At 47.6% G+C, this 23679-nt stretch carries 16 protein-coding genes and 1 pseudogene; 9 read left to right on the forward strand and 8 right to left on the reverse strand.

Going from position 1 to position 23679, the window contains the following annotated elements; translation table 11 throughout:
* Positions 1–118 precede the first annotated feature (118 nt).
* Entirely contained in the window at positions 119–1069 is a 951-nt protein-coding gene (locus tag QD47_RS17025) for an acetylxylan esterase (RefSeq protein WP_044647246.1), read from the reverse strand.
* 40 nt (positions 1070–1109) lie between these two features.
* Positions 1110–1373: a YkgJ family cysteine cluster protein gene (locus tag QD47_RS17030; RefSeq protein WP_082067208.1), complete on the reverse strand. Its 264-nt coding sequence runs from the start codon at positions 1371–1373 to the stop codon at positions 1110–1112.
* 298 nt (positions 1374–1671) lie between these two features.
* Between QD47_RS17030 and QD47_RS17035 the strand changes: the two genes are divergently transcribed.
* On the forward strand, positions 1672–1929 hold the full coding sequence (locus tag QD47_RS17035) for a GlsB/YeaQ/YmgE family stress response membrane protein (RefSeq protein WP_023989828.1): 258 nt from the start codon (positions 1672–1674) through the stop codon (positions 1927–1929).
* Positions 1930–2034: 105 nt separating this feature from the next.
* Here the strand turns inward: QD47_RS17035 and QD47_RS17040 are convergent, their stop codons facing one another.
* Positions 2035–3336: an MFS transporter gene (locus QD47_RS17040; protein WP_044647248.1), complete on the reverse strand. Its 1302-nt coding sequence runs from the start codon at positions 3334–3336 to the stop codon at positions 2035–2037.
* Positions 3337–3633: 297 nt separating this feature from the next.
* On the opposite strand from QD47_RS17040, the gene QD47_RS17045 reads away from it, so the two are divergent.
* From QD47_RS17045 to QD47_RS17055, 3 genes are all read left to right on the forward strand, one after another.
* Positions 3634–4485: an amino acid ABC transporter substrate-binding protein gene (locus QD47_RS17045; protein WP_044647249.1), complete on the forward strand. Its 852-nt coding sequence runs from the start codon at positions 3634–3636 to the stop codon at positions 4483–4485.
* A gap of 74 nt (positions 4486–4559) precedes the next feature.
* Positions 4560–5228, forward strand: a complete 669-nt coding sequence (locus QD47_RS17050) for an amino acid ABC transporter permease (protein ID WP_044647250.1) — start codon at positions 4560–4562, stop codon at positions 5226–5228.
* A 14-nt stretch (positions 5229–5242) separates the two neighbouring features.
* Complete coding sequence (locus QD47_RS17055) at positions 5243–5995, forward strand: amino acid ABC transporter ATP-binding protein (RefSeq protein WP_044647251.1); 753 nt, start codon at positions 5243–5245, stop codon at positions 5993–5995.
* A 213-nt stretch (positions 5996–6208) separates the two neighbouring features.
* Here QD47_RS17055 and QD47_RS17060 read toward each other — a convergent pair whose 3' ends face one another.
* Positions 6209–6958: an SDR family oxidoreductase gene (locus QD47_RS17060; protein ID WP_044647252.1), complete on the reverse strand. Its 750-nt coding sequence runs from the start codon at positions 6956–6958 to the stop codon at positions 6209–6211.
* Between the two features lie 240 nt (positions 6959–7198).
* On the opposite strand from QD47_RS17060, the gene QD47_RS17065 reads away from it, so the two are divergent.
* On the forward strand, positions 7199–7771 hold the full coding sequence (locus tag QD47_RS17065; protein ID WP_044647265.1) for a TetR/AcrR family transcriptional regulator: 573 nt from the start codon (positions 7199–7201) through the stop codon (positions 7769–7771).
* A gap of 59 nt (positions 7772–7830) precedes the next feature.
* Here QD47_RS17065 and QD47_RS34170 read toward each other — a convergent pair.
* From QD47_RS34170 to QD47_RS17085, 4 genes and pseudogenes are all read right to left on the reverse strand, one after another.
* Positions 7831–8163: pseudogene (locus QD47_RS34170) on the reverse strand (transposase); the annotation flags it as partial.
* A gap of 207 nt (positions 8164–8370) precedes the next feature.
* Entirely contained in the window at positions 8371–9525 is a 1155-nt protein-coding gene (locus QD47_RS17075; protein WP_082067212.1) for an MFS transporter, read from the reverse strand.
* 262 nt (positions 9526–9787) lie between these two features.
* Complete coding sequence (locus tag QD47_RS17080) at positions 9788–11068, reverse strand: ATP-binding protein (RefSeq protein WP_044647253.1); 1281 nt, start codon at positions 11066–11068, stop codon at positions 9788–9790.
* A 1-nt stretch (position 11069) separates the two neighbouring features.
* A complete protein-coding gene (locus QD47_RS17085; RefSeq protein ID WP_044647254.1) occupies positions 11070–12527 on the reverse strand; it encodes an RtcB family protein in 1458 nt (485 codons plus the stop codon).
* 575 nt (positions 12528–13102) lie between these two features.
* Between QD47_RS17085 and QD47_RS17090 the strand changes: the two genes are divergently transcribed.
* The 4 genes from QD47_RS17090 (at position 13103) to QD47_RS17105 (ending at position 23604) form a co-directional block, all read left to right on the forward strand.
* A complete protein-coding gene (locus QD47_RS17090) occupies positions 13103–13432 on the forward strand; it encodes an ArsR/SmtB family transcription factor (protein ID WP_014282840.1) in 330 nt (109 codons plus the stop codon).
* A gap of 30 nt (positions 13433–13462) precedes the next feature.
* The gene (locus QD47_RS17095) at positions 13463–15247 is read left to right on the forward strand and encodes a SulP family inorganic anion transporter (protein ID WP_044647255.1); all 1785 of its coding nucleotides are present in this window, start codon (positions 13463–13465) and stop codon (positions 15245–15247) included.
* Between the two features lie 597 nt (positions 15248–15844).
* Entirely contained in the window at positions 15845–17455 is a 1611-nt protein-coding gene (locus QD47_RS17100) for a S8 family serine peptidase (RefSeq protein WP_044647256.1), read from the forward strand.
* Between the two features lie 644 nt (positions 17456–18099).
* On the forward strand, positions 18100–23604 hold the full coding sequence (locus QD47_RS17105; RefSeq protein ID WP_044647257.1) for a S8 family serine peptidase: 5505 nt from the start codon (positions 18100–18102) through the stop codon (positions 23602–23604).
* The last annotated feature ends 75 nt before the right edge of the window (positions 23605–23679 follow it).

Here is a 23679-nt window from a genome sequence, read left to right on the forward strand (position 1 = left end):
GTGATTTCGAGGATTTGCTCCTTAAACCCCACAAGCGGGACTAGCCCTGGTGCAGCAGAGAAGAGAGCATTGCGCAGTTTGACGCGTGGTGTTCTTTTTTTGTGCACCGGAAGCTAATTTAATTGAATGCGTTCATTAAAAACTCAGCAGTTTTACGTCTTTGAAAGCCTTCCACCCAATGACCGGTAAATGGATAAATTTCAATCGTTTTGGGCGATTCAATGCGATTATATGCGGCAAAAATCGTTTCTGGCATACATACGGTATCCTTGAGTCCCACCGATACCATGACAGGAATATGAATGCGATGAGCAAGATTCATCATGTCAAAATAACTTAATGTATGTAGCACCTGCTCCAAATGCTCTGGAAATCGGTTTGCGAATTCGGCAGCTTCTGTCAGCGAGCTGGTAGAATTCATCACACCAAAATCCATATGGCACATATTGGGAATGTCAGCCACCGTAACAGCAGCTTTATCACTGAGTGCAGCTACCATTAATGCAAGTCCACCACCCTGGCTAGCCCCAGAAATTGCAATTTTGCTCGCATCCACATCCGGCTGCTCTGCCACCCAATCTACAGCTCTGAGGGCATCTGTCGTTATCGTTTTGTAGTAGCAGGTATCCTTATCCAGGATTCCTTTCGTTACCCAGCCTTTAACCGTACCATAAGGATCATCCAGACGATCTCCTGTTTCACCACCCTGACCGCGTACATCTACGGCAAATACAGCAAAGCCAAGCATCAGCCAGGACGAGTAATCCTCAGGATAGCCCTTACCACCTGTGTAGCCATGGAAAAGGACAATACACGGCAGCTTTTGATTTCCGGAAAATTGGGGGCGTATATACCATGCATGCAGCGGCGTATCGTCTACACCTTCAAAGGTAATCCGTGAGGCATGAATATGAGGATACGGCGTTTCCACTGGTGTTTTGAACGCACGCACGGGCTTAGCCTGTACATCTTCCAGTGTTTTGTCCCAGAACAGCTCGATGTCCTTCGGGGCAGTCAGATCCGGTTGATACTGCTTCAATTCGGCAATTCTTTTTTCAATGATATTCATAGTGAAAAAATCCTCCTTCATATATAGAACGAGTATCTACTCAAGCTTTACCCGGTAGAGTAGACTCTTCAAGTTCTCTAAGCAGCTCAAATGCTTCTTCGTTTGTGCTTCCGCACGTATCTTCATCAGCATGAAATCCACTGCATACGGCTGGCCGCTCAGGCTTGCCAAATAATCGGCAACGGTTATCCGAAGTGAGCTGTGGGCAAGGGACACCAGCCGGTTTTCCATCAGGCATGCCGGGAATAGGGGATGAAATCGTAATAGCAATACAGCACGCAGCGCATCCGACACGACACTCCAGTTGGGGTCACTCCTTAACATCTGTTATTTTTGAAATGTATGCATGAAGCGACTTCAATGAAGCCATAATGTGAGGATGGCACAAAAAAAGCAGGAACACAAGGATAACTGTATTTTATACACACTTTGCACACAAGGGTTATAAATAGGGAGGTAGGCACGTAGGATGGTATCAAGCTCCTAAGTCATTGTTCTGTTCATTAGGTAATATTAACCATTTGTGCTCAGTGTGTTCAAAAGGAGTTCGAGTGGTTAATAATAGAACACAACGATAAAAAACTTAAACGAGGTGAAGTAAAATGAGTTGGTTATGGGCATTGATTGTTGGAGGTATTATTGGTTGGTTGGCAGGAATTATCGCAGGTCGTGATGTTCCGGGTGGCGTGATTGGTAACATCATCGCTGGTTTTATCGGTGCATGGTTGGGAAGCTTGATTCTGGGGAACTGGGGTCCTGAAATCGGATCGTTCTACATTGTACCTGCATTAATTGGTGCGATTGTGCTGGTTGTTATCGTAAGCTTGATCTTCCGTTCCGTTGGACGGAGCAGGGGTTAACACATAAAACATCGATTCCACTAGCCCTTATAGGGCATAAGGGTATCAAATGAAAAGAAGCTGCTTCAGCAAGGTTCACAAATGAACCTGCAGGAGCAGCTTTTTTTATTGAAACCGCCTGATATGAGGCACATATAAAACGCCCAACACGATGCACATGCCAATGGTTGAAAACAGGCCGATGGTGAAGATGCCGCCAAGCTTGTCCGCCATCGCACCCACAGCCAGATAGCCTACAGGCAGCAGGGCAAAAGAAAACATCAGATCCAGACTGGCTACACGGCCAAAGGATTCAGCGGGCACCATTTCCTGAAGGCTTGTTTCCCAAATGATCGCAAATATCATAATGCCAAACCCTTCAAGCATCATACTCATAATCAGCCCTGGCATCCAGGTGACTACAGCCAACAATAGTAAAGCAAGCCCGCTGACAAAAGCCCCGAGGTAAGCGAGCAGACCGCGATGCTTCCAGTGCTTGCGCGACCCGTATACAAAGGCACCCAGCATAGCGCCGACGCCGCTACTTGCCATCGCAACGCCATACACGACTGGACTGTAGCTATGATGAACCTTGAACAGCCACGGAATGAGTACTGCAATAATGCCTGAGTAACAAATATTAATGAAGGAAAAAGCCAGAATCGTAATCCACAGCCACGGATGACTTTTAAGAATCGTAAAGCCCGCAATAAAATCTTTGAGAAAATGCTGACCTTCCTGATCCTGTTGTTCTGCATTTGCCTGGCGCTTACCGATGAGCGAGGCCAAATGACTGCTCAGCATCCAGAAGCAGGCAAAAGATATCAGATAGGCGATAGAATCCAGCCCAAAGCCGACTCCTGCTGAAGTAAAGGATACAATGAAGCCGCCCAGTGGAGGGCCGAGCAGACGGACGGCTTGAATACTAATCTGACTGAGCGCGTTAGCCGCATTGCGAATGTCCGGCGTAAACACCTGTGCGCGCAGGGCAGAATAAGCCGGATTAAAGATCCCGTCCATCAATCCGTATAAGGCAAGGCCAACGAACAGATACGGCAGTTTCATCCCATCGGTAAACATAAGCACCGCCGCAGCGAACATCAGCCCAAAGCGGGCAATGTTGGTGAACAGAAGCAGACGGATTCGGTCGATCCGATCTACAATCATCCCCGCAAAGGGCAGAATAAGCACGTTAGGCAGCATATAGACAGTCATCGCCAGACCCATGATTGTAGTCGAGCCGGTCAGGGAATAGATAACCAGTGGCAAAATGACGGTGGTAACCGAGGTTCCCAGCATAGCGATCCAATGTCCAAGCCACAGTAGAGTGAACGCTTTGGATTGCCTTAAAGGCGAAGTGAAGGTGGCCCAAGCTGAACGTCTTCCTTCGGGTGAAGCAGAGGATAGGGTTGAATTTTGGGTTTCCATAATGCCTTCCTTTCATTCAAAGACGAGGTAAATATTACTAATCTTCATATAGAAAACTATTATACGAGATCTCTGACATAAAGGTACAGAAAAAAGTTACTGTGAGGATAGATACAATGAATAGTCTGTCTATGAATGAGTCAACCTAGGATAACTTTGAGCCCAGAAATGCTATAGCTTACCTTTTGCATAGGGATTATTGGATAAAAGCATTGACGTGTAAAAATGAATGATGTACTATTCAATGAGCCAGCTACGTGCTAGGTTATCAAGAAAAAGGAAAAGAGTGTGGTTAACATGAAAAGATTTAGATTTTTACCAGTCGTACTGATCGTAATGGCTTTGCTGGTTTCGGCCTGCGGCAACAACGACAAAGGTGCTAATTCAAATAATGCTTCTACCGGGGATGCCGGGTCTACTAATGGAAAAGCAGATACAACCGCCACAGCTAGTTTGGAATCTGTAAAAGCGAGCGGCAAGCTGCGAATCGGTACGGAAGGTACCTATGCTCCATTTACCTACCATGATGCTGCTGGTAAGCTGACAGGCTTCGACGTCGATATTGCAACTGAAGTAAGTAAGCGTCTGGGCGTACAGCCGGAGTTTATCGAGACGCAATGGGATGGTATATTCGCGGGATTGAACTCCAAACGGTTCGACACGGTGTTCAATGAAGTGTCCATTACCGATGAGCGCAAGCAAAAATACGATTTCTCCGATCCGTACATTGTCTCCAAGGCAGTGCTGATCGTAAGCGAAGATAATAATGACATCAAAAAATTTGCTGATCTGAAAGGTAAAAAGGCCGGGCAATCCCTGACCAGCAACCTGACTCAAATTGCGAAGAGCAATGGCGCGGAAATTGTGGCAACGGACGGATTCAATCAGGCGATTGATCTCCTGACATCCAAACGAGTGGATGCGACCGTCAATGATGGCTTGTCCTATCTTGATTTGAAGAAGCAAAAGCCTGACGCTCCCATTAAAAAGGTAGATGAATCTCCAGATGCTTCACACAGCGCGGCTGTTTTTAACAAAGGCAGTGAAGACTTGATCAAGGAAGTCAACAAAGCGCTGGCTGACATGAAGGCTGACGGTACGTACCTGAAAATTTCCGAGAAATATTTTGGAGCCGACGTATCCAAATAACACACGAATAACCGGAGTCTCGCCATGTCGAACCGGACTTTCGCAAACTTATCTTTTTAAAGGATGTCTGCACAATGGATGATCGCCAGATACAAATTATTATCGATTCATTACTGCCTCTGCTGAAAGCAGGGGTTTCTTTTACGATTCCGCTCACACTCATCTCCTTTGCTCTGGGCTTGATACTGGCGCTGGTTACGGCGTTGGCTCGATTGTCCAAATGGAAAATACTCAAGCTGATTTCCGGCTTCTATGTGTGGGTGATTCGGGGAACACCGTTGCTGGTGCAATTGTATATTATTTTCTACGGCTTGCCTTCAGTTGGCATTACGCTGGACCCTTTCATTGCTTCAGTGATCGGCTTTACGCTCAGCGTGGGGGCTTATGGCTCCGAAATTATGCGTGCGGCTATCATATCCATTCAGGAAGGACAGTGGGAGGCGGGATATTCCTTGGGGATGACACGCTGGCAAGTGCTGCGGCGTATCGTGCTTCCGCAAGCAGCCCGTGTGTCCGTACCGCCGTTAGCGAATTCTTTCATCAGTTTGGTAAAGGATACTTCGCTGGCTGCGACGATCACCTATGTGGAAATGTTCAGAACAGCTAACCAGATTGTAGCCACCACGTATGAGCCGTTATTGGTGTATACCGAGGCGGGGGTTATTTATCTGCTGTTTAGCACCGTATTGACCGTGCTGCAAAATTACCTGGAGAAGCGGCTGAGCCGTTTTTCCGTCAGATAAAGGAGATTGTACCGGTGATCCAAACTCGGAATATACACAAATCGTTCGGCTCGCTGGAAGTGCTGAAGGGTGTTAATGTGACGTTGGATAAAGGGAAGGTGCTGGTGATCATCGGCCCGTCCGGCTCTGGTAAAACAACGCTTTTGCGCTGTCTGAATTTGCTGGAGGTTCCCGATCAGGGTGAGATTCAGGTGGGGGATATTGCACTGAATTTTGCCAAAGGAACGAAGCTGCGGCAGGAAAGCATCTTGGCGCTGCGCAAGCGAACGGGTATGGTGTTTCAATCCTACAACCTGTTCCCGCATATGACGGCAGTTCAAAACGTAATGGAGGGCCAAGTCACCGTTCAAAAGAAAAACAAGGACGAGGCACGCAAACGCGCATTGGAGCTGCTTAAAAAGGTGGGACTGGCGGACAAAGCGGAATCCTATCCCCATCAGTTGTCGGGCGGACAGCAGCAACGTGTCGGTATTGCCCGGGCAATGGCGGTGGAGCCTGAGGTGCTGTTATTCGATGAGCCGACCTCCGCTCTTGATCCCGAGTTGGTAGGCGAGGTGCTCAAGGTCATGAAGCAACTGGCTGCCGAAGGCATGACCATGGTCATTGTCACCCATGAAATGAAGTTTGCCGCTGAGGTGGCGGACCATGTGATTTTGATGGATCAGGGTGTGATCGTTGAACAGGGGACGCCACATGAGGTTCTGGAGCAGCCCACCAGTTCACGAGCTATTCAGTTTTTAAATCGGTTGAGCGGGGAAACAGAATAAAGAAAAGGCAGCTACAGCCGGGTACTGAAAAAAAAGTCCCGTACTAGGGCGTGTCTTCAAACTAACGAAAATATTCGCTAAGCTCTTGGGCGTGACCGCTTGGCGCTTTTTCTTACTCCACGAGCAAGTTACAATAAAATGAACATGAATTAGACAGACCTAAGTGTCTAATTCATGTTCGACTAAATTTTGGAAAATTTAATTACAGGTGGATCAATGAATCTTTGGAGGTTCAGAATTCATCATATCGTTAAGCTGGGTCACAAAAACACCTTCGTTCGGCCCAGAGTTATTTCGAAACATTTTCGCTTCTTCCACCAGAACTTCGTCTGTATCCGTGCCAAGTACCTTTATCGTTGCATCAATGAATGACGCAAGTGGCATCGCACGCGGTTCATCGTTGTTGCTTTGAACCCATGGTGGCACAATTTCTATTACTTTTACCGATGTGTCTTTAAGCATGTACCTTTGGGACAGCGTATAGGTATGAAGTGCTGCCTTCGTCGCGGAGTATACAGCAGTTGTCGCTAACGGTACAAATCCAAGTATCGAAGTCGTGTTGATGACAACCGCTTCTTCTTTGGACTTCAAATGCTCAATGAATGCAGAAGTCAACCGAATTGGACCTAGCAAGTTTGTGGTGACAGTCGAAACCAAAACATCCTCATCAATCACGCCCGCCGCGTCATCGGACTGTATGATGCCGGCGTTGTTAATCAAGACATTTAAATCCGGGTATTCTTCGATTAACTGTTTGGCGGCCGCCTCTATGCTGGCAGGATCTTGTACATTCAATTCCACTGCGGACATGCCGAGATTCGCTTTGATCGTCTCCTCCAGACGCTCTTTACGTCGACCAGAGATAATAACTTTGTTTCCAAGATTGTGGAGAGCTTCTGCTAACGCACGTCCAATTCCCGAACCGCCGCCTGTAATAAAAATCGTGTTTCCTGTAAGTTTCAATTTTTAAACCCTCCTGATTTAATGTAAATTAAATTATTTCAAATATTGTAAAAAATAGATTTTATGATTATACCTCCTCTATAATTGAACATATGTTGAATTATCAACATAAATTTTATATAGTGAATGTATCAGAGCAATAAATGGTGTTCAATGGTTAAAACAAGCTCGGTTGTTGATTTTTCAACAGAGGGCTTCGAAGTGATCATTTTTTTTGGATGGTATAAAGGGGGGAAGGATATGGACAGGCGTATTCAAAAATCGAGGCAAGCAATTATTGATGCTTTTATGAGGCTGATGTCAGAAAAGGAATTCGAGAGCATAACGATCAATCAAATTGCGGAGGAAGCGAATGTCAATCGCGGAACGGTGTATTTGCATTTCGCTGACAAGTACGATCTGCGCGATCAATGCATGGAAGCTCAAATTAACGAGTTACTACGCAATTGTATGTCTGAAAATGACTTGTTTCATCTCCCTTCCAAAATCGCACTACTGCGCACGTTTGAATATTTGGAGCAACATGCTTCTTTCTATTCCATAATGCTGACGAGCAAGGGAAGTAGGGTTTTTCGGAACCAAATGGAGACAATGTTCCGGCAAAGTCTGAGCGAGCATCTGGATTCGATCAACCTTGATCAGGAAATGAACAGGGACATTACGGTGCAATTTTTAATTTCAGCGGCAGTGGGAGTATTGGAATGGTGGATTACCCGTTCGATGCCATATCCGGCATCAGTCATGGTTGAACAATTTTGGAATTTGCTGAACCGTGGTGTCGAGGGACACGAACATGCGTCTAATCCCGATTAGATATTGCCTAAACTTAATGGTATGAGAACGTGCCTAAAAATAAAGCTTATTGTATTTGGTCATGTAACATTCGCTAATACGGAGGCTATAAGTTTGAACTTCTTCAACTGTTGGCTAGCGATTAAACGCCGATATTGATGGTTATTTTGCGCAGATATTGAAGATAAACTCGATGCTTTGCCCCCTTTTGCGCCCGATCCATGCTGATGAACTCGCACAATCGTGGCATCAATCATCACGCTTTCCTCATCGGAATCCAGCGAAACGTGTTTTAACACTTCATCCCAAATCCCTGCTTTCTGCCAGCGTCGAAAGCGGGTGTAGACAGATTTCCAATTGGGAAAGAAATCGGGCAAATCACGCCAAGGGGCGCCTGAACGGGCCACCCATACATGGCATTCAACATGATTCGATTGTCCACTGCAGGACGTCCTCCTTGTGGTTTTCGTTCAGGTGGAAAAAGATCTTGAATCTGCCGCCATTGTTGATCTTGAATTTCATATCGTGTGCTCATTTAATGGTTTTAACCAATATATTCCTACTTAAACACTTTGAAGACACGCCCTAGTAGCTGCCTTTTATTCATCAGTTATCCTCTTTTATTTCAATTTTAACGTAATCAAAAAAGTAATCCAGAGAATACAACAGCCTGCTATGAATGGAGCGAATATATTTGCATCAAATAAAAATCCAGCTAGAGTGGGACCCAGGATATTCCCAATACTCATATAGGCATTATTCATACCAGCAACATAACCTTGTTCACTCCCTGCCATCTTCGATAATTGTGTATTAAGGGCTGGACGAAGCATTGCAGTGGCAAAGAAAATACCGGAGGTTACAAGGAGGATACTCCAAAAATCTTTAGCAAATAGAAATAAAATATACGCAAATGAAGTAAAAAGAAGCGATCCTTTGATCACCCTTTTTTCACCAAATATATGGATGACTTTAGCAACCAATAATGCCTGCATACTGACTCCGATCACAGCACCTACGGTCAGTATGATTGAAATATGTTCCGGTGAGAATTGGAAGCGATTCGTTACATATAATCCAAGAACAGATTCAAAATTAGCGAGTCCAAAGGTCATCACCAGAACAAGTACAAAGAGCATCGCATATTTTGATTTCAACGATCTCACATATTGTTTGAAAATAGATTCCCTCTGAATCACCCTTGCCCGCGCTGCTTTCATTTGTTCTTTCGATAAACTTTCAGGTAAACAAATCATTGGAAAAATAACTGCAACAATAGCGGCACCCGTCGCTGTATACAACGGCACCCTCGTTCCATACCCTGCAAGAAAACCACCAAGTCCAGGTCCAATGACAAATCCGAATGACATGGCTGCGGCAAGCAGACTATTTCCTTTGGCGCGTTCTTCGGTTGTTGTAATATCAGCTACATATGCCATCATTGGCGGAACAATCAAGGCTGCTGCCACTCCTTCCAGAAGTCTTGAGGTATAGAGCATCCATAGCTCATCTCCAATAGCAAAGATCAATTTAGCTACAGCAAAAACAATGACACCTACGATGATGAATGCTTTTCTTCCATACCGATCAGACAGTTGTCCAGTCATTGGAGATAGCAGGAACTGTGTCATACCATAAGCTGCTACTAATAACCCTATCGACTGCCCACTGGCTCCAAATTCGATGATGAGTTTCGGCAGGATAGGAGTAATTAAACCAACGCCTATCATAACAATGAATATATTAATCATCATAATTGCGAGTATTTTTTTAATACAAAAAACCTCCTTATCCATTGGTTTCTGGATAGGAGGCAGACGTACGAAAACAAGAAGATACACTGCTCCTGTCAAAGAAGCACTGCTCTTATCGTTAATCCCAAAAGCCTACACTAATCCTATCCAGAAAATTCGTAAGATTACGATTTTTTCTTTGGTGGAATAGGATTAGTAGATCATTAGCTTAAGGTCACCCTTTCGATACTTTATTGATTATTATCGTAACATTAATGTCTTGATAAGGCAATGAATGGATAAGTCAGAAGAATCCAACGCGTCCTTCGGCCACATTTTTTAACCAGTCCTGCTTACGGCTCTTATCCAGCTCGCCTCGCATACCTTTAATAATCAACTCAATATCTGTTTTTCCACTCTCATGCCATTCCAGAGCAGTGCTGACATACAGCTCGCCGAGCTGAGCCAGGGAGAAGCCGTCAGTCATCGCTGCCGCATTCTGTGTACCTGTCTCTCCTGCAAAAACAAGGAAGTTGCGCAGCTTGAGATACGCTAATCGCAGCGCTTCGTCAGGCAAACTGATTTCATAGGCGCGATCGAAACGACCTGCCCGGTTCATCAGACCCGGGTCAATTTTTTCGGGATAGTTGGTCGTTCCGATCAGGAAGATACCCTCCTTGGAAGTAGCGCCATCCAGCGTATTCAGGAAAAAGGAACGAACCTCCTGCGGCATGGAATCAATATCCTCAATGACCAGTACCATAGGAGCCAGACGGGTAGCCGCTTCGAACACCTCTTTGACCGATTCACTGGTTGTATACTCCGTAATTTGCCAGTAGGCGGCCGGGCCCGGTACGCTGCTCGCAATAGATTTAACAAGCGTCGTTTTCCCGTTGCCCGGATGGCCATACAGCAGAATACCGCGTTTGTATGGAATATTATAAGTCTGATAGAAGGTACGATCTGCTTCAAAAAACTGATCGAGTGAACGGAAAATATCGCGCTTGATTTCCGCTTTCAAAATAACGTCATCCCGCGTAATGGCACGGGTAATCGGCTCCGCCTGCCGGGATAATCCGCGGCTTGTGTCCGTAAAGACGGTGACCCGCTTCATGTTCTGCTTGCGTTCACGCCCACGTACCCCCGCGAGGAAGCCTTGCAGTTCCTGATCGCCTGTCGCAAATACGTAATCTTCATTGTATACGCCATTCTCACGAAAAAAGGGAACCCGCGCCAGCGCGATGCCCCACTTGGGATAGGCGAATACATTATTACGCATCGACAGGTGCACGCCGTACTCTGGAGTCGGCCCGTCATCGTCATATTGGATGGTGCGTTCCTCCAGGCGATCAAAGACCCGTGCCACATGCTCCAGATCCGGGCTGCCTGAACGAATGTCCTCCTCCAGCAAGTCCCAATACTCAATATTGGGATCGTCGCTGGCATACAGCTCATATTTTACGCCATAGCGATTATATAGGGCTTCACTGATGCCGTCGATCAGACGGGCATAAGCGGCATAGCCCGTAATGCGCCCATCCGTATGTTCATCAAATTTATAAATAGCCGGTGTATCTATACTCAAATTATTTGGCTCCTTTCAGGGCGGCTAGCGGCTTACATTTGGCTACAACGGCTGCGAGTCCTGCCCCGGTGACACTTTCAATAATATCATCTACATTTTTGTAGGCTTGGGGAGATTCGTCGAGAATGCTTTCCAGCGATGACTGATTGACCACAATCTCGTCGTCTGTCCCTACACCAAGTGCTCCGGCAAAATCGTCCACACTTACGAGCCGTTTGGTCGCAGAGCGTGAACGGATACGGCCCGCTCCATGGCAAATGGAGTGGAAGTTATCCTGCCCGCCCGGCAGACCGACCATAATATAGGAGGACATCCCCATAGAGCCGGGAATCAAGGCCGGATGTCCTGTTTCCCGGTAAGGTTTTGGATTGTCGGGATGTTCGGCTGGAAGGGCGCGGGTAGCCCCTTTACGATGCACAAACACGTTACCGTGATCCGGGTGGGATTCCTCCCAACCATAATTGTGCATCAGATCGTACAAGGTGCGCAACTCGCACTTTGTACCAAAGACATCACGGAAGGCTTCACGCACGGAAAAAGCGATCAAATGTCGGTTCACCACCGCATAGTTCAGCGCCGAGTACATCATATTGATGTAATGTGCAGCTTCGGGATGCTCCAGGGGGGCAAATACCAACCTTGGATCAGAGGTTCCAAGCCCAAGGCGACCCATTGCTTTGGCAATGGCAGACGAGCTGGTTTGGCTGACCGCTCCACCCCAGGCACGTGATCCGGAGTGGACCATAACGGCAACCTGACCGTCGAACATCCCCCAGGCTTCGGCTATTTCACGGTTGTGCTCGGCAATCTCAATCGCCTGAATTTCAACGAAATGATTGCCTCCACCCAGCGTGCCGAGCTGTCGGTGAGCCCGGTGCCACGTGCGATCTTCGACAAGATTGAGTACCTCTTCATCAAATGAGAACTTACTGTGTTCTACATGGGTGAGTGAGGTGGATTTTTTAGGCGTGTAGCTGTCCGGAATATATTTATTAGGTAATCCATGCAGACCCTTACGTACAATATGCTCCAGCCGGATATCTGAATAATGTCCGCGCTGGTGGGCTTCCATCGGCAAATATTTATCAATGGTCTTGACCAGCTTGCGGCGCAGCTTGGTTTCCTTCAAGGCATCCTTGTGCAAATTCGTCAGGTGTACGCGCATGCCGCAGCCGATATCGCTGCCGACGATGGAGGGAGATACATAGCCGTCCTCCATTCCCCATACCGCTGTCGTGCCGATGCAGGTTCCGACGCCTACATGCACATCCGGAGTATAGCCCATATAGCGGATACCGGGAATTTGTAAATTGTTATTAGCCATCTCGAACACCTTGTAATCCAGCGAGGAGAAAAGCTGCTGAGAAGCATATACGGTCAAATCGCCAGCCGGAAGCTTCATAAGATGGCTGTAAGGTCCCTTTTCTAAGAACGAGTCTGTTGTGTGTTGTATATTCATATGGTTGGATAGTTCCCTTCTTCATGTAAATAAGGATTTTGCAAAATCCTGAAATCTAAAATTACTTACAAATTAAGCTTTAAAAAAGAAAATAAAAAAAGCCGCAGACTTGTCGTCTACGGCTTCCTGCACCGAAAGTGTCATTACACGTCATGATCTATACATCATTAATACGTAAAATAACCTGTTCTTCCAATAGCATTAAATACAGAAAAAAGCCTGGTTAATCACGCCGTCAGACAGCGCGATGTCACCCATCATGTCGCCCGAACGGGGCCGATGAGACGAAAATTCATATATATGGTTTTGTCATGCTGCCTGTCTGTCACCATCATGTAAAGCTCAGTCATGTCTGTCGGCCCCCTTTTCCTAAAGTTAATTGCTATGTTAATGGAAACCTGTGGAAGCTGTCAACCCTGAAAACAGGGAGAATGGAAAGATGTGACTTTAATCATAGTGAAGTGTGAGCTAGATCATAGTTCAAATGACCCAAACCTGTTATTGTCTAAATATTCAAATATTCAGAGATTGTTGATGGTTTACAGGACAATTTTTGTGAGGGGGACGGAGCAAGCATGGAAGGGGATCTCCAGAAGTTTAAGGCCGACTTTTTCAAAGCATTGGCTCACCCTCTGCGCATCCGCATTCTGGAGGTGTTGAGTGAAGGGGAGCGGAACGTAAATGAGCTACAGACTGCGCTCGGTTCCGAAGGCTCTGCCGTATCGCAGCAGTTGGCCGTGTTGCGCGCCAAAAATTTGGTGAGCAGCATCAAGGAAGGCACGACGGTCGTTTACTCGTTGCGGGACCCGCTCTTGACGGAACTGCTTGCGGTGGCGCGGCAAATTTTTGACAATCATCTGGTCGAAGCGATCTCGTTGCTGGAGGGTATACGGAACGAGAAGTAATGCTACTACAGAAAAGAAGGGTTACAGAGGATGAAGTGGATGGGAAGGTTCGAGGGATATAACGCAGGAGCTTTGCGAAAGGACCTGATTTCCGGAAGTATCGTGGCAATTGTGGCCATTCCGCTGGGTATGGCGTTTGCCATTGCATCAGGAGTAAAGCCGGAATACGGGCTGTACACGACCATTGTGGCAGGAGTTTTGGTTTCACTGTTAGGAGGGTCCAAATTTCAGATTGGCGGACCTACGGGCGCTTTTATTCCGATTTTGCTGGCTATTGTCATGCAGTACGGTTATGAGAATTTGCTCATAGCCGGTTTTATGGCGGGGATTATGCTCATCTTAATGGGCGTGCTGAGGCTAGGCGCGTTAATTAAGTTCATCCCCAAGCCAGTAACGATTGGCTTTACGGCGGGCATTGCCGTGACGATTTTCAGCGGTCAGATTGCTAACTTTCTCGGCTTGCGCGGAGTAGAGCGGCATGAAACGTTTCTGCCTTCTATGGCAGAGCTGATCCATCGCCTGCCTTCACTGAATGTGTACAGTATTCTGACGGCGGGTATCTGTCTTGCCGCCCTCATTCTGGTGCCTAAAAAATGGCCCAAGGTACCCGGTTCACTCGTGGGCCTGCTCTTATCCACGCTGGTGGCAGTCTGGCTTTTTCCAGGTCAGGTGGCAACGATCGGCTCCGCATACGGCGCAATTCCGGCATCTCTGCCTGAGCTGCATGTTCCAGGCGTGACCTGGGACCTAATTGTGAAGCTGCTGCCGCCCGCACTTGTCATCGCAATGCTGGGAGCTATCGAATCCCTGCTTTCGGCGGTGGTTGCGGACGGCATGACGGGAGCCCGGCATAACAGCAATCGTGAGCTGGTTGGACAGGGTATTGCCAACTTGCTTACACCGCTATTTGGCGGCATTCCTGCGACGGGGGCGATTGCGCGCACAGCCACAAATATCCGCAGTGGTGCCGTGTCTCCCATGTCGGGTATTGTACACGGCTTGGTTGTGCTGCTTATTCTGGTGGTTTTTGCTCCGTATGCATCCAATATTCCGTTGGCGAGTATGGCTCCGGTGTTGATGGTGGTCGCCTGGAATATGAGCGAGCGCAAACATTTTGCACACATTCTCAAGACGCGGACAGCGGACTCTATCGTACTGGTTGTCACCTTTTTACTGACAGTATTTACGACGCTGACCACGGCTGTTGAAGTAGGTCTGATTCTGGCCGTTGTGCTGTTCGTCAAGCGTATGAGCAGTGCACTTTCAGTGGATAAGGTACTACCCGATCCTTCCGTTAAGCATGAAAAAGTCGGTGCCCATATGGTTACAGAGCAGCATGATTGCCCACAGGTGGCGATTTATAGTGTGGAAGGCCCTCTATTTTTTGGTGCCGCTTCGGCATTGGAAAATTCGGGGATGGGAGGTCAGGCTGGTCATAAGCAAGGGATTTTATTGTTGCGTATGGGTAAGGTTCCCTTTATGGATATAACAGGAGAGTCTAACTTTACCGCATTGATTCAGAAATATCGTAAATCCGGTGGAACGGTGCTTGTTTCTGGCCTACAGCCGCAGCCGCAGACATTACTTCACAAAACCGGATGCTACGACATGATCGGACACGAGCATTTTTTCGAGCATACAGGAGAAGCCCTCACGGCAGCCATAGCACTGGTGGATCGGGATACATGTCGCGGGTGCAGGCAGATGGCTTTTCGGGAATGTACCGCCCTATGTGGCAGATCGCAAGCACTATCAAAACCATCCATTTCGGATGGAGCGGTTCCGGTTCCCATGCCTGTAAATAGCGGCAGATAGCTCTCTCTGAACTCTTCTATTGGAGTGCAGAACGACTGCCGAAAAATCTCTTTTATTTTTACGATTAGCAGGGCACTATCAAGAATAGCACCTGCTCGTAAAAACGGAAGAGGTTTTTTGTTTTCGAAGAAAAAGGGAAAAAATTCAAAAAAATGCTTGTATATCTGTTTTTATGACATTATACTAGATTCAAAAGATACCATTTGTATCATTCTTTTGTTTTAATTTGGCTTTTAATGCACAGATATTAAACTCCTCGATAACTTCTGGCTTCCTACCCTACTTTTTTCTTCACGTTTTTCTCTTACTTTTTCCAAAGCGATATAAGCTGAATTTTGAAAATTTACATGGGGACGGACATAGTAGGTAGATGGGTGCTGTACAAGTGCCAGCGATGCCTTTGTCCCAACAGTGTACTGTTTCTCTCGGTCCTGCACCCTTGGTTGTTCACCACAGAATCATGACCTATGGATTCCATGCTAGAATCTATATTTTTGAAGGAGGTGAGGGCCAAAGGCTATTTTGTGAGCTTTTCACGCGGCTGTCGGCAGGTTGTTCTTGAGAACCACAAAACCAAGTAAAGGGAGATGGAAAGTATTGATTAAGTCGAAAAATATCAAAAAGACGCTATCGGCTAGTTTTACTGCTATTCTTGCTTTTTCTCTGATTTCTCCGGTGTACGGAGATGCGAGCACAACCACCGCGGCAGGAGCTTCGACCATTTCCGCCAAGGTTTCAGCCAAACTGAACCAGCAATTCAGTGACAGCGAGTACGTCACCTATCTTGTCAAATTAAAAGATCAGGTTGATACAGAGTCGGTTGCCAAGCATGCTTTCCAAAAGGCTTCCGCAGACCAGATTTCTCCGGCTGCCGCTAAGCTTTCTGTACGTACAACGGTTGTGAACTCTCTCATTGAAACTGCTGAAAAATCTCAACAGCCTGTGGAAGAATACTTAAAGAAGGAAGTCAATAACGGAGGTGTCAAAAAGTACAAGAGCTACTTTATTGTGAACGCACTTGCGGTAACGAGTACCAAGGAGGTACTGGACAATCTGGCCACACTTCCTGAGGTAGACAAAATTTTACCGGATGAAACGCGGGAGCTGCAAAAGGTTGAAATAGATAAGGATGCCCAGCCAGCAGTCGAGGAAGCGACAGCCGAACAAGCTGCTGTAGACACGGCTGTAACGGAAGAGAATGCACAAAAATCCGTGGAGGAATCCGTATATAAGGATGCTGTAACGCCGAGCCGAGCCGAATGGAATATTTCCAAAATCAAAGCACCACAGGTTTGGGCCAAAGGCATTGACGGCAAAGGGGTTGTCGTTGCCAATCTCGATACAGGCGTAGAGTACACTCATCCGGCGCTGAAAAGAAAATGGCGCGGCTTGAATGCTTCCGGTCAAGTCGTGAATCCAGAGCTGAGCTGGTATGATGCGGTTAACGGAGCATCACTGCCAACAGATTCAAATGGACATGGTACACATACGATGGGGACGAGTGTTGGCTCGGACAGTAACGGTACGAATGAAATCGGGGTTGCTCCCGGTGCCAAATGGATTGCCGTACGGGTATTCAACCCGTCAACGACAGACTCCATCCTGCTGGACGGAGGCCAATGGTTGCTGGCTCCAGTAGACAAAAATGGTAAGAAGCATCCTGAGCTTGCACCGGATGTGGTGAATAACTCATGGGGTGGCGGACCTGGGCTGGATGAATGGTATCGTCCTGTCACCAAAGCGTGGAGAGCGGCTCAGATTTTCCCTGAGTTCTCCGCAGGCAACACGACACTATCAAATCCGGGCGGTCCTGGATCGGTAGCGAATCCGGCGAACCTGCCGGAAGCCTATGCCACAGGAGCGACTGATGTTAACAATAAGCTGGCCAGCTTCTCGCTGCGTGGTCCTTCGCCATATGGAGAAGTGAAGCCTGAGATATCGGCCCCTGGCGTAAACATCCGTTCCTCTGTTCCTGGCGGAGTTTATGAGGGTGGCTGGAACGGTACATCCATGGCAGGCCCGCATACGGCCGGATTAGCGGCATTGCTGCTCCAGGCCAAGCCATCCTTGACAGTGGATCAACTGGAGGATGTTATTTCGAAAACAGCGACGCCGCTGACAGACAGCCAATATAAAACTTCACCGAATAACGGCTATGGATATGGCCTGATCGACGCGTTGGCTGCGGTCAATTCGGTACTTAACTAGAATGGTCTGATCGTGTTTTAGAAAGACTTCGGAAATCCCTTGAAGCGGCTCGTCCAGAGATTTGCATACACCTGCTAACCGTGTAATGCAACATTAACGCAGCCGTTACAAAGGGGTTTTCGTACATAGAAAATACAAAAATTATAAATTTCAAGGAAATTGCAAAAAAATCACTTGTATATCTGTTTTGATAACTTTATACTATCCATAATATATGTTTTTATATCAATTTTTAATATAAAATGTAACGATATAACATGTCGTGTTATAGCATGTTCTCTCTTCGACATTCTCCTGCTTGTTCTCCTTGGTATCTGCTGAATTTCATCGCTTTCTATTTTTGGATTCGCAAACTCACCTATGAAATACATTCACCTATGAAATAAACTCACCTAAGAAAATTCAAATCGTTTTATACCTGAGCATTTGCAACAATCCCAAGAGCGATTTCAAATTGTACTTTCGAGCGTTGGGGATCGAATGATGCAAAATGATGACCTCTATATTCTATGAAGGAGGTGGTTGCCAACCATATCATGTTGTGCAGCCCGTAGATTTGATGTGAAGGCAAGAAGGCATGAGGTCGTACTCTCGTACAGGTTATACCAGAAATATTAAACCCAGTAAAAGGAGTGGAGAAGTAATTGATTAAACCTAAACGATTTAAGAAACCACTATCTATCGGACTATCTTTGCTTATGGCCTTTTCTTTTGTTCAACCCGCTTTGGCGAATAACACACCGGATGGCTCCAAGCTGGAGTTGAAATCAGCTGCGCACAAGGTAACGACCGCGAAGGTATCCCCTAAACTGACCAAACAGTTTGAGGAGAACAACTATGTAACCTATCTGGTCAAATTAAAAGAACAGGTAGACACGAACAAGGTTTCCAAAAATGCTCTCCAAAAGGCCTCGCTTGAGAAAATAACACCCTCTGCCGCCAAAATGGCTGTCCGCAGCAATGTGATCAGCTCTCTGCGTGAAACCGCTTCAAGAACCCAATACGGGCTTGAAAATTATTTGGATAAACAATCAGAGAGCGGCGGAGTGAAGGAATATAAAAGCTACTTTATTGTCAATGCCCTGGCAGTCACAAGCACCAAGGAGGTGCTGGACCATATTTCACAGCTGCCAGAGGTAGACAAAATTTTGCCGAACGAAACACGTTATCTACAAAAGGTGACAGTTGACAAGCAGGCAGAGGGAACAGCCGCCAAAACTGCTGAAACAGCGACAGCAGACACGGCAAAATCTGCAACGGCAGAGAAAGCGGTAGAGCTGGAAAAGGACGATAGTAAAGCATCGGCGAAGCCAGGCAATGCAGGTAAGAACGCTGTAGACCCATCTACCGTGGAATGGAATATATCACATATTAATGCACCCCAAGTATGGGAACAAGGAATCGACGGAACCGGAATCGTCGTGGCCAATCTCGATACAGGCGTAGACTATACTCATCCGGCCCTGCATCGTAAATGGCGCGGTCTGGACGCGGCAGGCAATGTCGTGAATCCCGAGCTGAGCTGGTACGATCCGCATAGTCATGCGACCCTTCCGGTCGATCAGGAAGCGGATTCCCACGGTACGCATACGATGGGAACGATGGTCGGCTCCGAGGAAAATGGAACGAACCGGGTCGGCGTTGCGCCTGGCGCGAAGTGGATTGCGGTTCGGATTTTTAATCCGGAAACGACGGATGCAATTATACTCGACGGCGGCCAATGGCTGCTTGCGCCAAGGGATGCCCAAGGCAATCTTCATCCCGAGCTTGCACCGGACGTGGTGAACAATTCGTGGGGCGGCGGACCCGGCCTCGATGAATGGTTCCGACCTGTGGTTCAAGCATGGCGGGATGCACAGATATTCCCCGAGTTCTCCGCAGGTAATACATCTCTTTCGAATCCGGGCGGTCCTGGATCGGTAGCGAATCCGGCTAACTACCCGGAATCCTTTGCCACTGGAGCAACCGATCTTAATGACAAACTGGCCAGCTTCTCACTGCTGGGACCGTCGCCATATGGCGAAGTGAAGCCCGAGGTTTCTGCACCGGGTGTAAATATTCGATCATCCGTTGCTGGCGGTGCTTATAAAGGCGGATATAACGGAACTTCCATGGCGGGCCCTCATGTAGCGGGACTTGCGGCTCTGTTGCTGCAAGCGAATCATTCGCTTACCGTGGATCAACTGGAAGAAATTCTGGAAAATACAGCTACACCACGCACGGATAGCACATATCCGACCTCTCCGAACAATGGCTACGGACATGGTGTCATTAATGCATTGGATGCAGTCGGCTCTGTCGTCCAGGGCTTGGGCTCCGTATCTGGTAAAGTCGTAACAGGTGGAGATGATCTGGAAGCACCTGTTCTGGAGCATACACCGTCTGCTGTGGCATTCGAGGGCATTGATATACCTCTGACTGCTCATGTAACGGATAATGTCGGGGTGACAGCGGTTGAGGCCTTTGCCAAAACAGCGGGTACGTCAAACTATGTATATATTCCGCTGGAACGGACCTCCGGCGACAGCAAAGACGGTACATATCAAGCGTCCATCCCGACTTTCTTGGTGGATAGCGCCGGTCTGGAATACTATATTCGCGTGAATGATTACGGCAATAATGGTTTTGAAACCGAAGTGTACAAGGTTAATGTCTCCAAAGGCGTCAAACCTGGCTACACACAGGATTTTGAAAAGGATATTGCCGGTATCAATGTCGGTGGACAGGGTAGTGTCTGGAAATGGGGAACCCCGGTAAGCGGCCCTGGTAGTGCACACTCGGGAACGAAGGTCCTGGCGACCAATCTCGAAGGCCAATACCAGACCAATTCCAACAGTTATTTCCTCGCTCCTCCGATTGATCTGACCAATAGTCCCAAAGGGGCGTTGCTTAGCTTCAAGCATTGGTACGATCTTGAAAACAATTCTGATTTCGGCAAAGTGTATGTGGCAACCCAAAATAATCAGAATGCATTTGAGCAGGTATTATCATTTACAGGCACCAGCAATGGCTGGAAAACACAATATCTCGATCTGCGAGCATTTGCAGGTCAGAAGGTATACCTTCTGTTCAACTTTACAAGTGATAATACGGTTGTAAAAGATGGCTGGTATATCGACGATCTGTCGATTCAGGAGCCGGATACCGTTGCACCTGCCGCGCCAAGTAATCTGACTGCCGAAGCGGATACAGTCGGCAACGTCTCGCTGGCCTGGAATGCTTCATCCGATGAAGACGTGAAGCAGTATAAGGTGTATCGCTCCACCCAATCGGGCAAAAATTATACTTCGTTGGGTACAACCTCTGGACTGACCTTCACCGATACGATCACGGTCAGCGGCTCGACCTATCATTATGCAGTGGCGGCCGAGGATTACAGTGGTAACGAGGGAGCTAAGTCGAATGAGGCTTCACTGAGAGTAGAAGTGCCGGATACGCTGTATAGCGATTCATTTGACGGCAACTCGGATAACGGCTGGACTCATTCTGGTACCAAGGATGAATGGGAACGTGGCATCCCCAAAGAAGTGGGACCAGAAAGTGCAGTATCCAGACCAAACGTATGGGCAACCGATCTCGATAGTAACTATGAGAGCGGAGCTGACTTTTCGCTGGTTTCTCCAAAAATGAATTTGAATGGTGTGCGGAACGCAACACTTACCTTCAACCACTGGTTTGAAATTGAGTCCGGCTATGACTTCGGTTATGTGGAAGTGTCCAAAAATAATGGCGACACCTGGACCGAGCTGGGCAAATTCTCTCATAACACCAATGGGAAAAAATGGACTCCAGTTTACTACAATCTGGATAGCTATACCGGCAATGAGATTCAAATTCGCTTCCGCTTGAAATCGGATAACAGTGTGAACAAAAACGGTTGGTACATTGACGATTTCCGTGTGCTGGGCATTCCAGCTTCGACAGTGACCAAGGATGTAGTACCTGAGTCGAATATCAAACTGGAAAAAGCGGAAGAACAATTCCCGCTGTACAAAATTACAAGCACCGAAAAGAGTGAATTCCAGGAAAAAGTGAAGCCGAAGGAAACAACGGTGGACAGTGGACGTGTCGGTCTCGAAAGTCTTCCTGCCAGCGCCACAGTTACCGTACTGGAAACCGGACGTTCGGTGAAAACCGATCCGACCACAGGTAAATACAGCTTCATTCACGTAGCAGGCGATTATACGCTGAAGGCTGAAGCCTATGGGTATGTACCACAAACGAAACAGGTCACCATTGAAAATAATAAAGTGGTGAGAGCGAACTTTAGTCTCCAAGCGGTACCTCATGGCACGATTCACGGAGTCATTACCGATAAGCAATCCGGTGAACCGATCCGAAAAGCGAAAGTGCTTGTGCTGGAGGATGCACGCATTGCTCCGGTAGAAACCAATGAGGCTGGAGAATTTACGCTGGATGTGCTGGAAGGGACATATACATTATCCATTGCAGCAGAAAATTATTACAGCGACAGTGTCACGGTCACAGCACCTCCGAACGGCAGTGTGGAAGCGAATGTCACATTGAAGCCATTTATCGGCTTCCAGGGGGGCATCGCTTACGATGACGGTACCGGAGAAAATGCCAGAGCCTTTAACGCGGCAGGCAACTCCTGGGCAGTCAGAATGACACCTGAATCAGAGGTGGCTCAAGTGACAGGAGCGTCGCTTCTGTTCTGGAATTCAGCCTTCCCGAATCCGGGAGGAACGGCGTTCAAATACTCCGTCTATGATGCCTCTGGTGCGGCAGGCGCACCGGGACGTCTGCTGGCTGGTCCATTTGACGGCACAGCCGTTCGGGATGAAACACAGTGGACGACCGTACAATTCCCTGAACCCGTAACGGTTCAAGGCGACTTCTATATCGTCTATACGCAGCCAAGCGCAGGCACGCAAGCTCCGGGTCTTGCTACAGACGAGAGTGGACCCAATGCGCTTCGTAGCTGGCAAGGTGTAAGCGGCGCATGGAGCCAATCACCGGAGGATGAGGGCAATTACATGATCCGGGCGATCGTCAGATATCCGGTTAATGCGCCAACGATTACAACACCGACCAAGGCAACGTATACGAAGGAAGAGACAATCACAGTTACAGGTACTTCCCCGGCAGACGGGGCGGACATCCAGCTCTTTAACGGTAATGAACTGGCTGGCACAACCAAGGTGAAGGATCGCCAGTTCAGTCTGGCGGTCGATCTTCAGCCGGGTGCCAATCCACTGAGTGTTCAGGCAGCGGTATACGGCAAAGTAACAGATCGTTCCGAACCTGTGGTCGTCATACTTGACCAGACTAAACCGGGTCTGATCTTGACTTCGCCAGATGAAGGAGCCCGTACAAATGCGGGTGTCGTCAGTGTAACCGGTACGGTGTACGACGAGTTCCTCACCGACTTGACGATTAACGGTGAACCAGCCGAATTTGGAAGTGACGGCAGCTTTAACAAGCGTCTGCTTATCAATGAAGGGGAAAATCAAATTACGGTAACGGCCAAGGATCTTGCCGAGAACGTAACTACGGTTACCCGTTCAGTGTATGTCGATACAGCTCTGCCGAAGCTGGAAAATATCCGTCCTGCTGAGGATGTGCGTATCACACCAGGGCAGCCGGTGCGGGTATCCTTCGACAGTGCGTCCGGATTGGAGGCATCCTTCCGTGTGGAATTGCCTTTCAATCTGACCACCTTGGCCCGAAACGAAATTCCGTTAAACGAAACTTCGTCAGGTCATTATGAAGGAACTTACTTCACTTCCTCTTCTCTGAGCCTGGAAGGCGGAGTCATCGTGATCCGGGTAAGGGATGCAGCAGGAAATGAAGTGGAGACGGAAGCACCGGGAAGATTGTATGTAACGAAGGGTGGAGGACAGGACCCTGATCCGAATCCACCGACCTCTAACGAGAAACCAGTTGCGATCATTCAGGCGAATGATTCAGCCAAGAAGAACAAGAACGTTCAGTTTAACGGAAAAGCTTCACGTGATGTAGACGGCGAAATCGTCAGCTATAGCTGGAACTTCGGCGATGGCGATACAGCGTCCGGTTCCAAGGTAAAGCATAAATTTACCACAGCCGGAACGTATACCGTGGAGTTGACGGTGACAGATAATAATGGCGCAAGCGGAAAAGCTGCGCATACCATCACGATCCGTTAATAAGGTGCATGGAATGTTTCTTTTAAAATAACAACAGAAGACCCACAGCAAGCCACCATTTACGGAGGTCTGCTG

This window comes from Paenibacillus terrae (assembly GCF_000943545.1).
In the GTDB taxonomy this organism is placed as follows: Bacteria; Bacillota; Bacilli; order Paenibacillales; family Paenibacillaceae; genus Paenibacillus; species Paenibacillus terrae_A.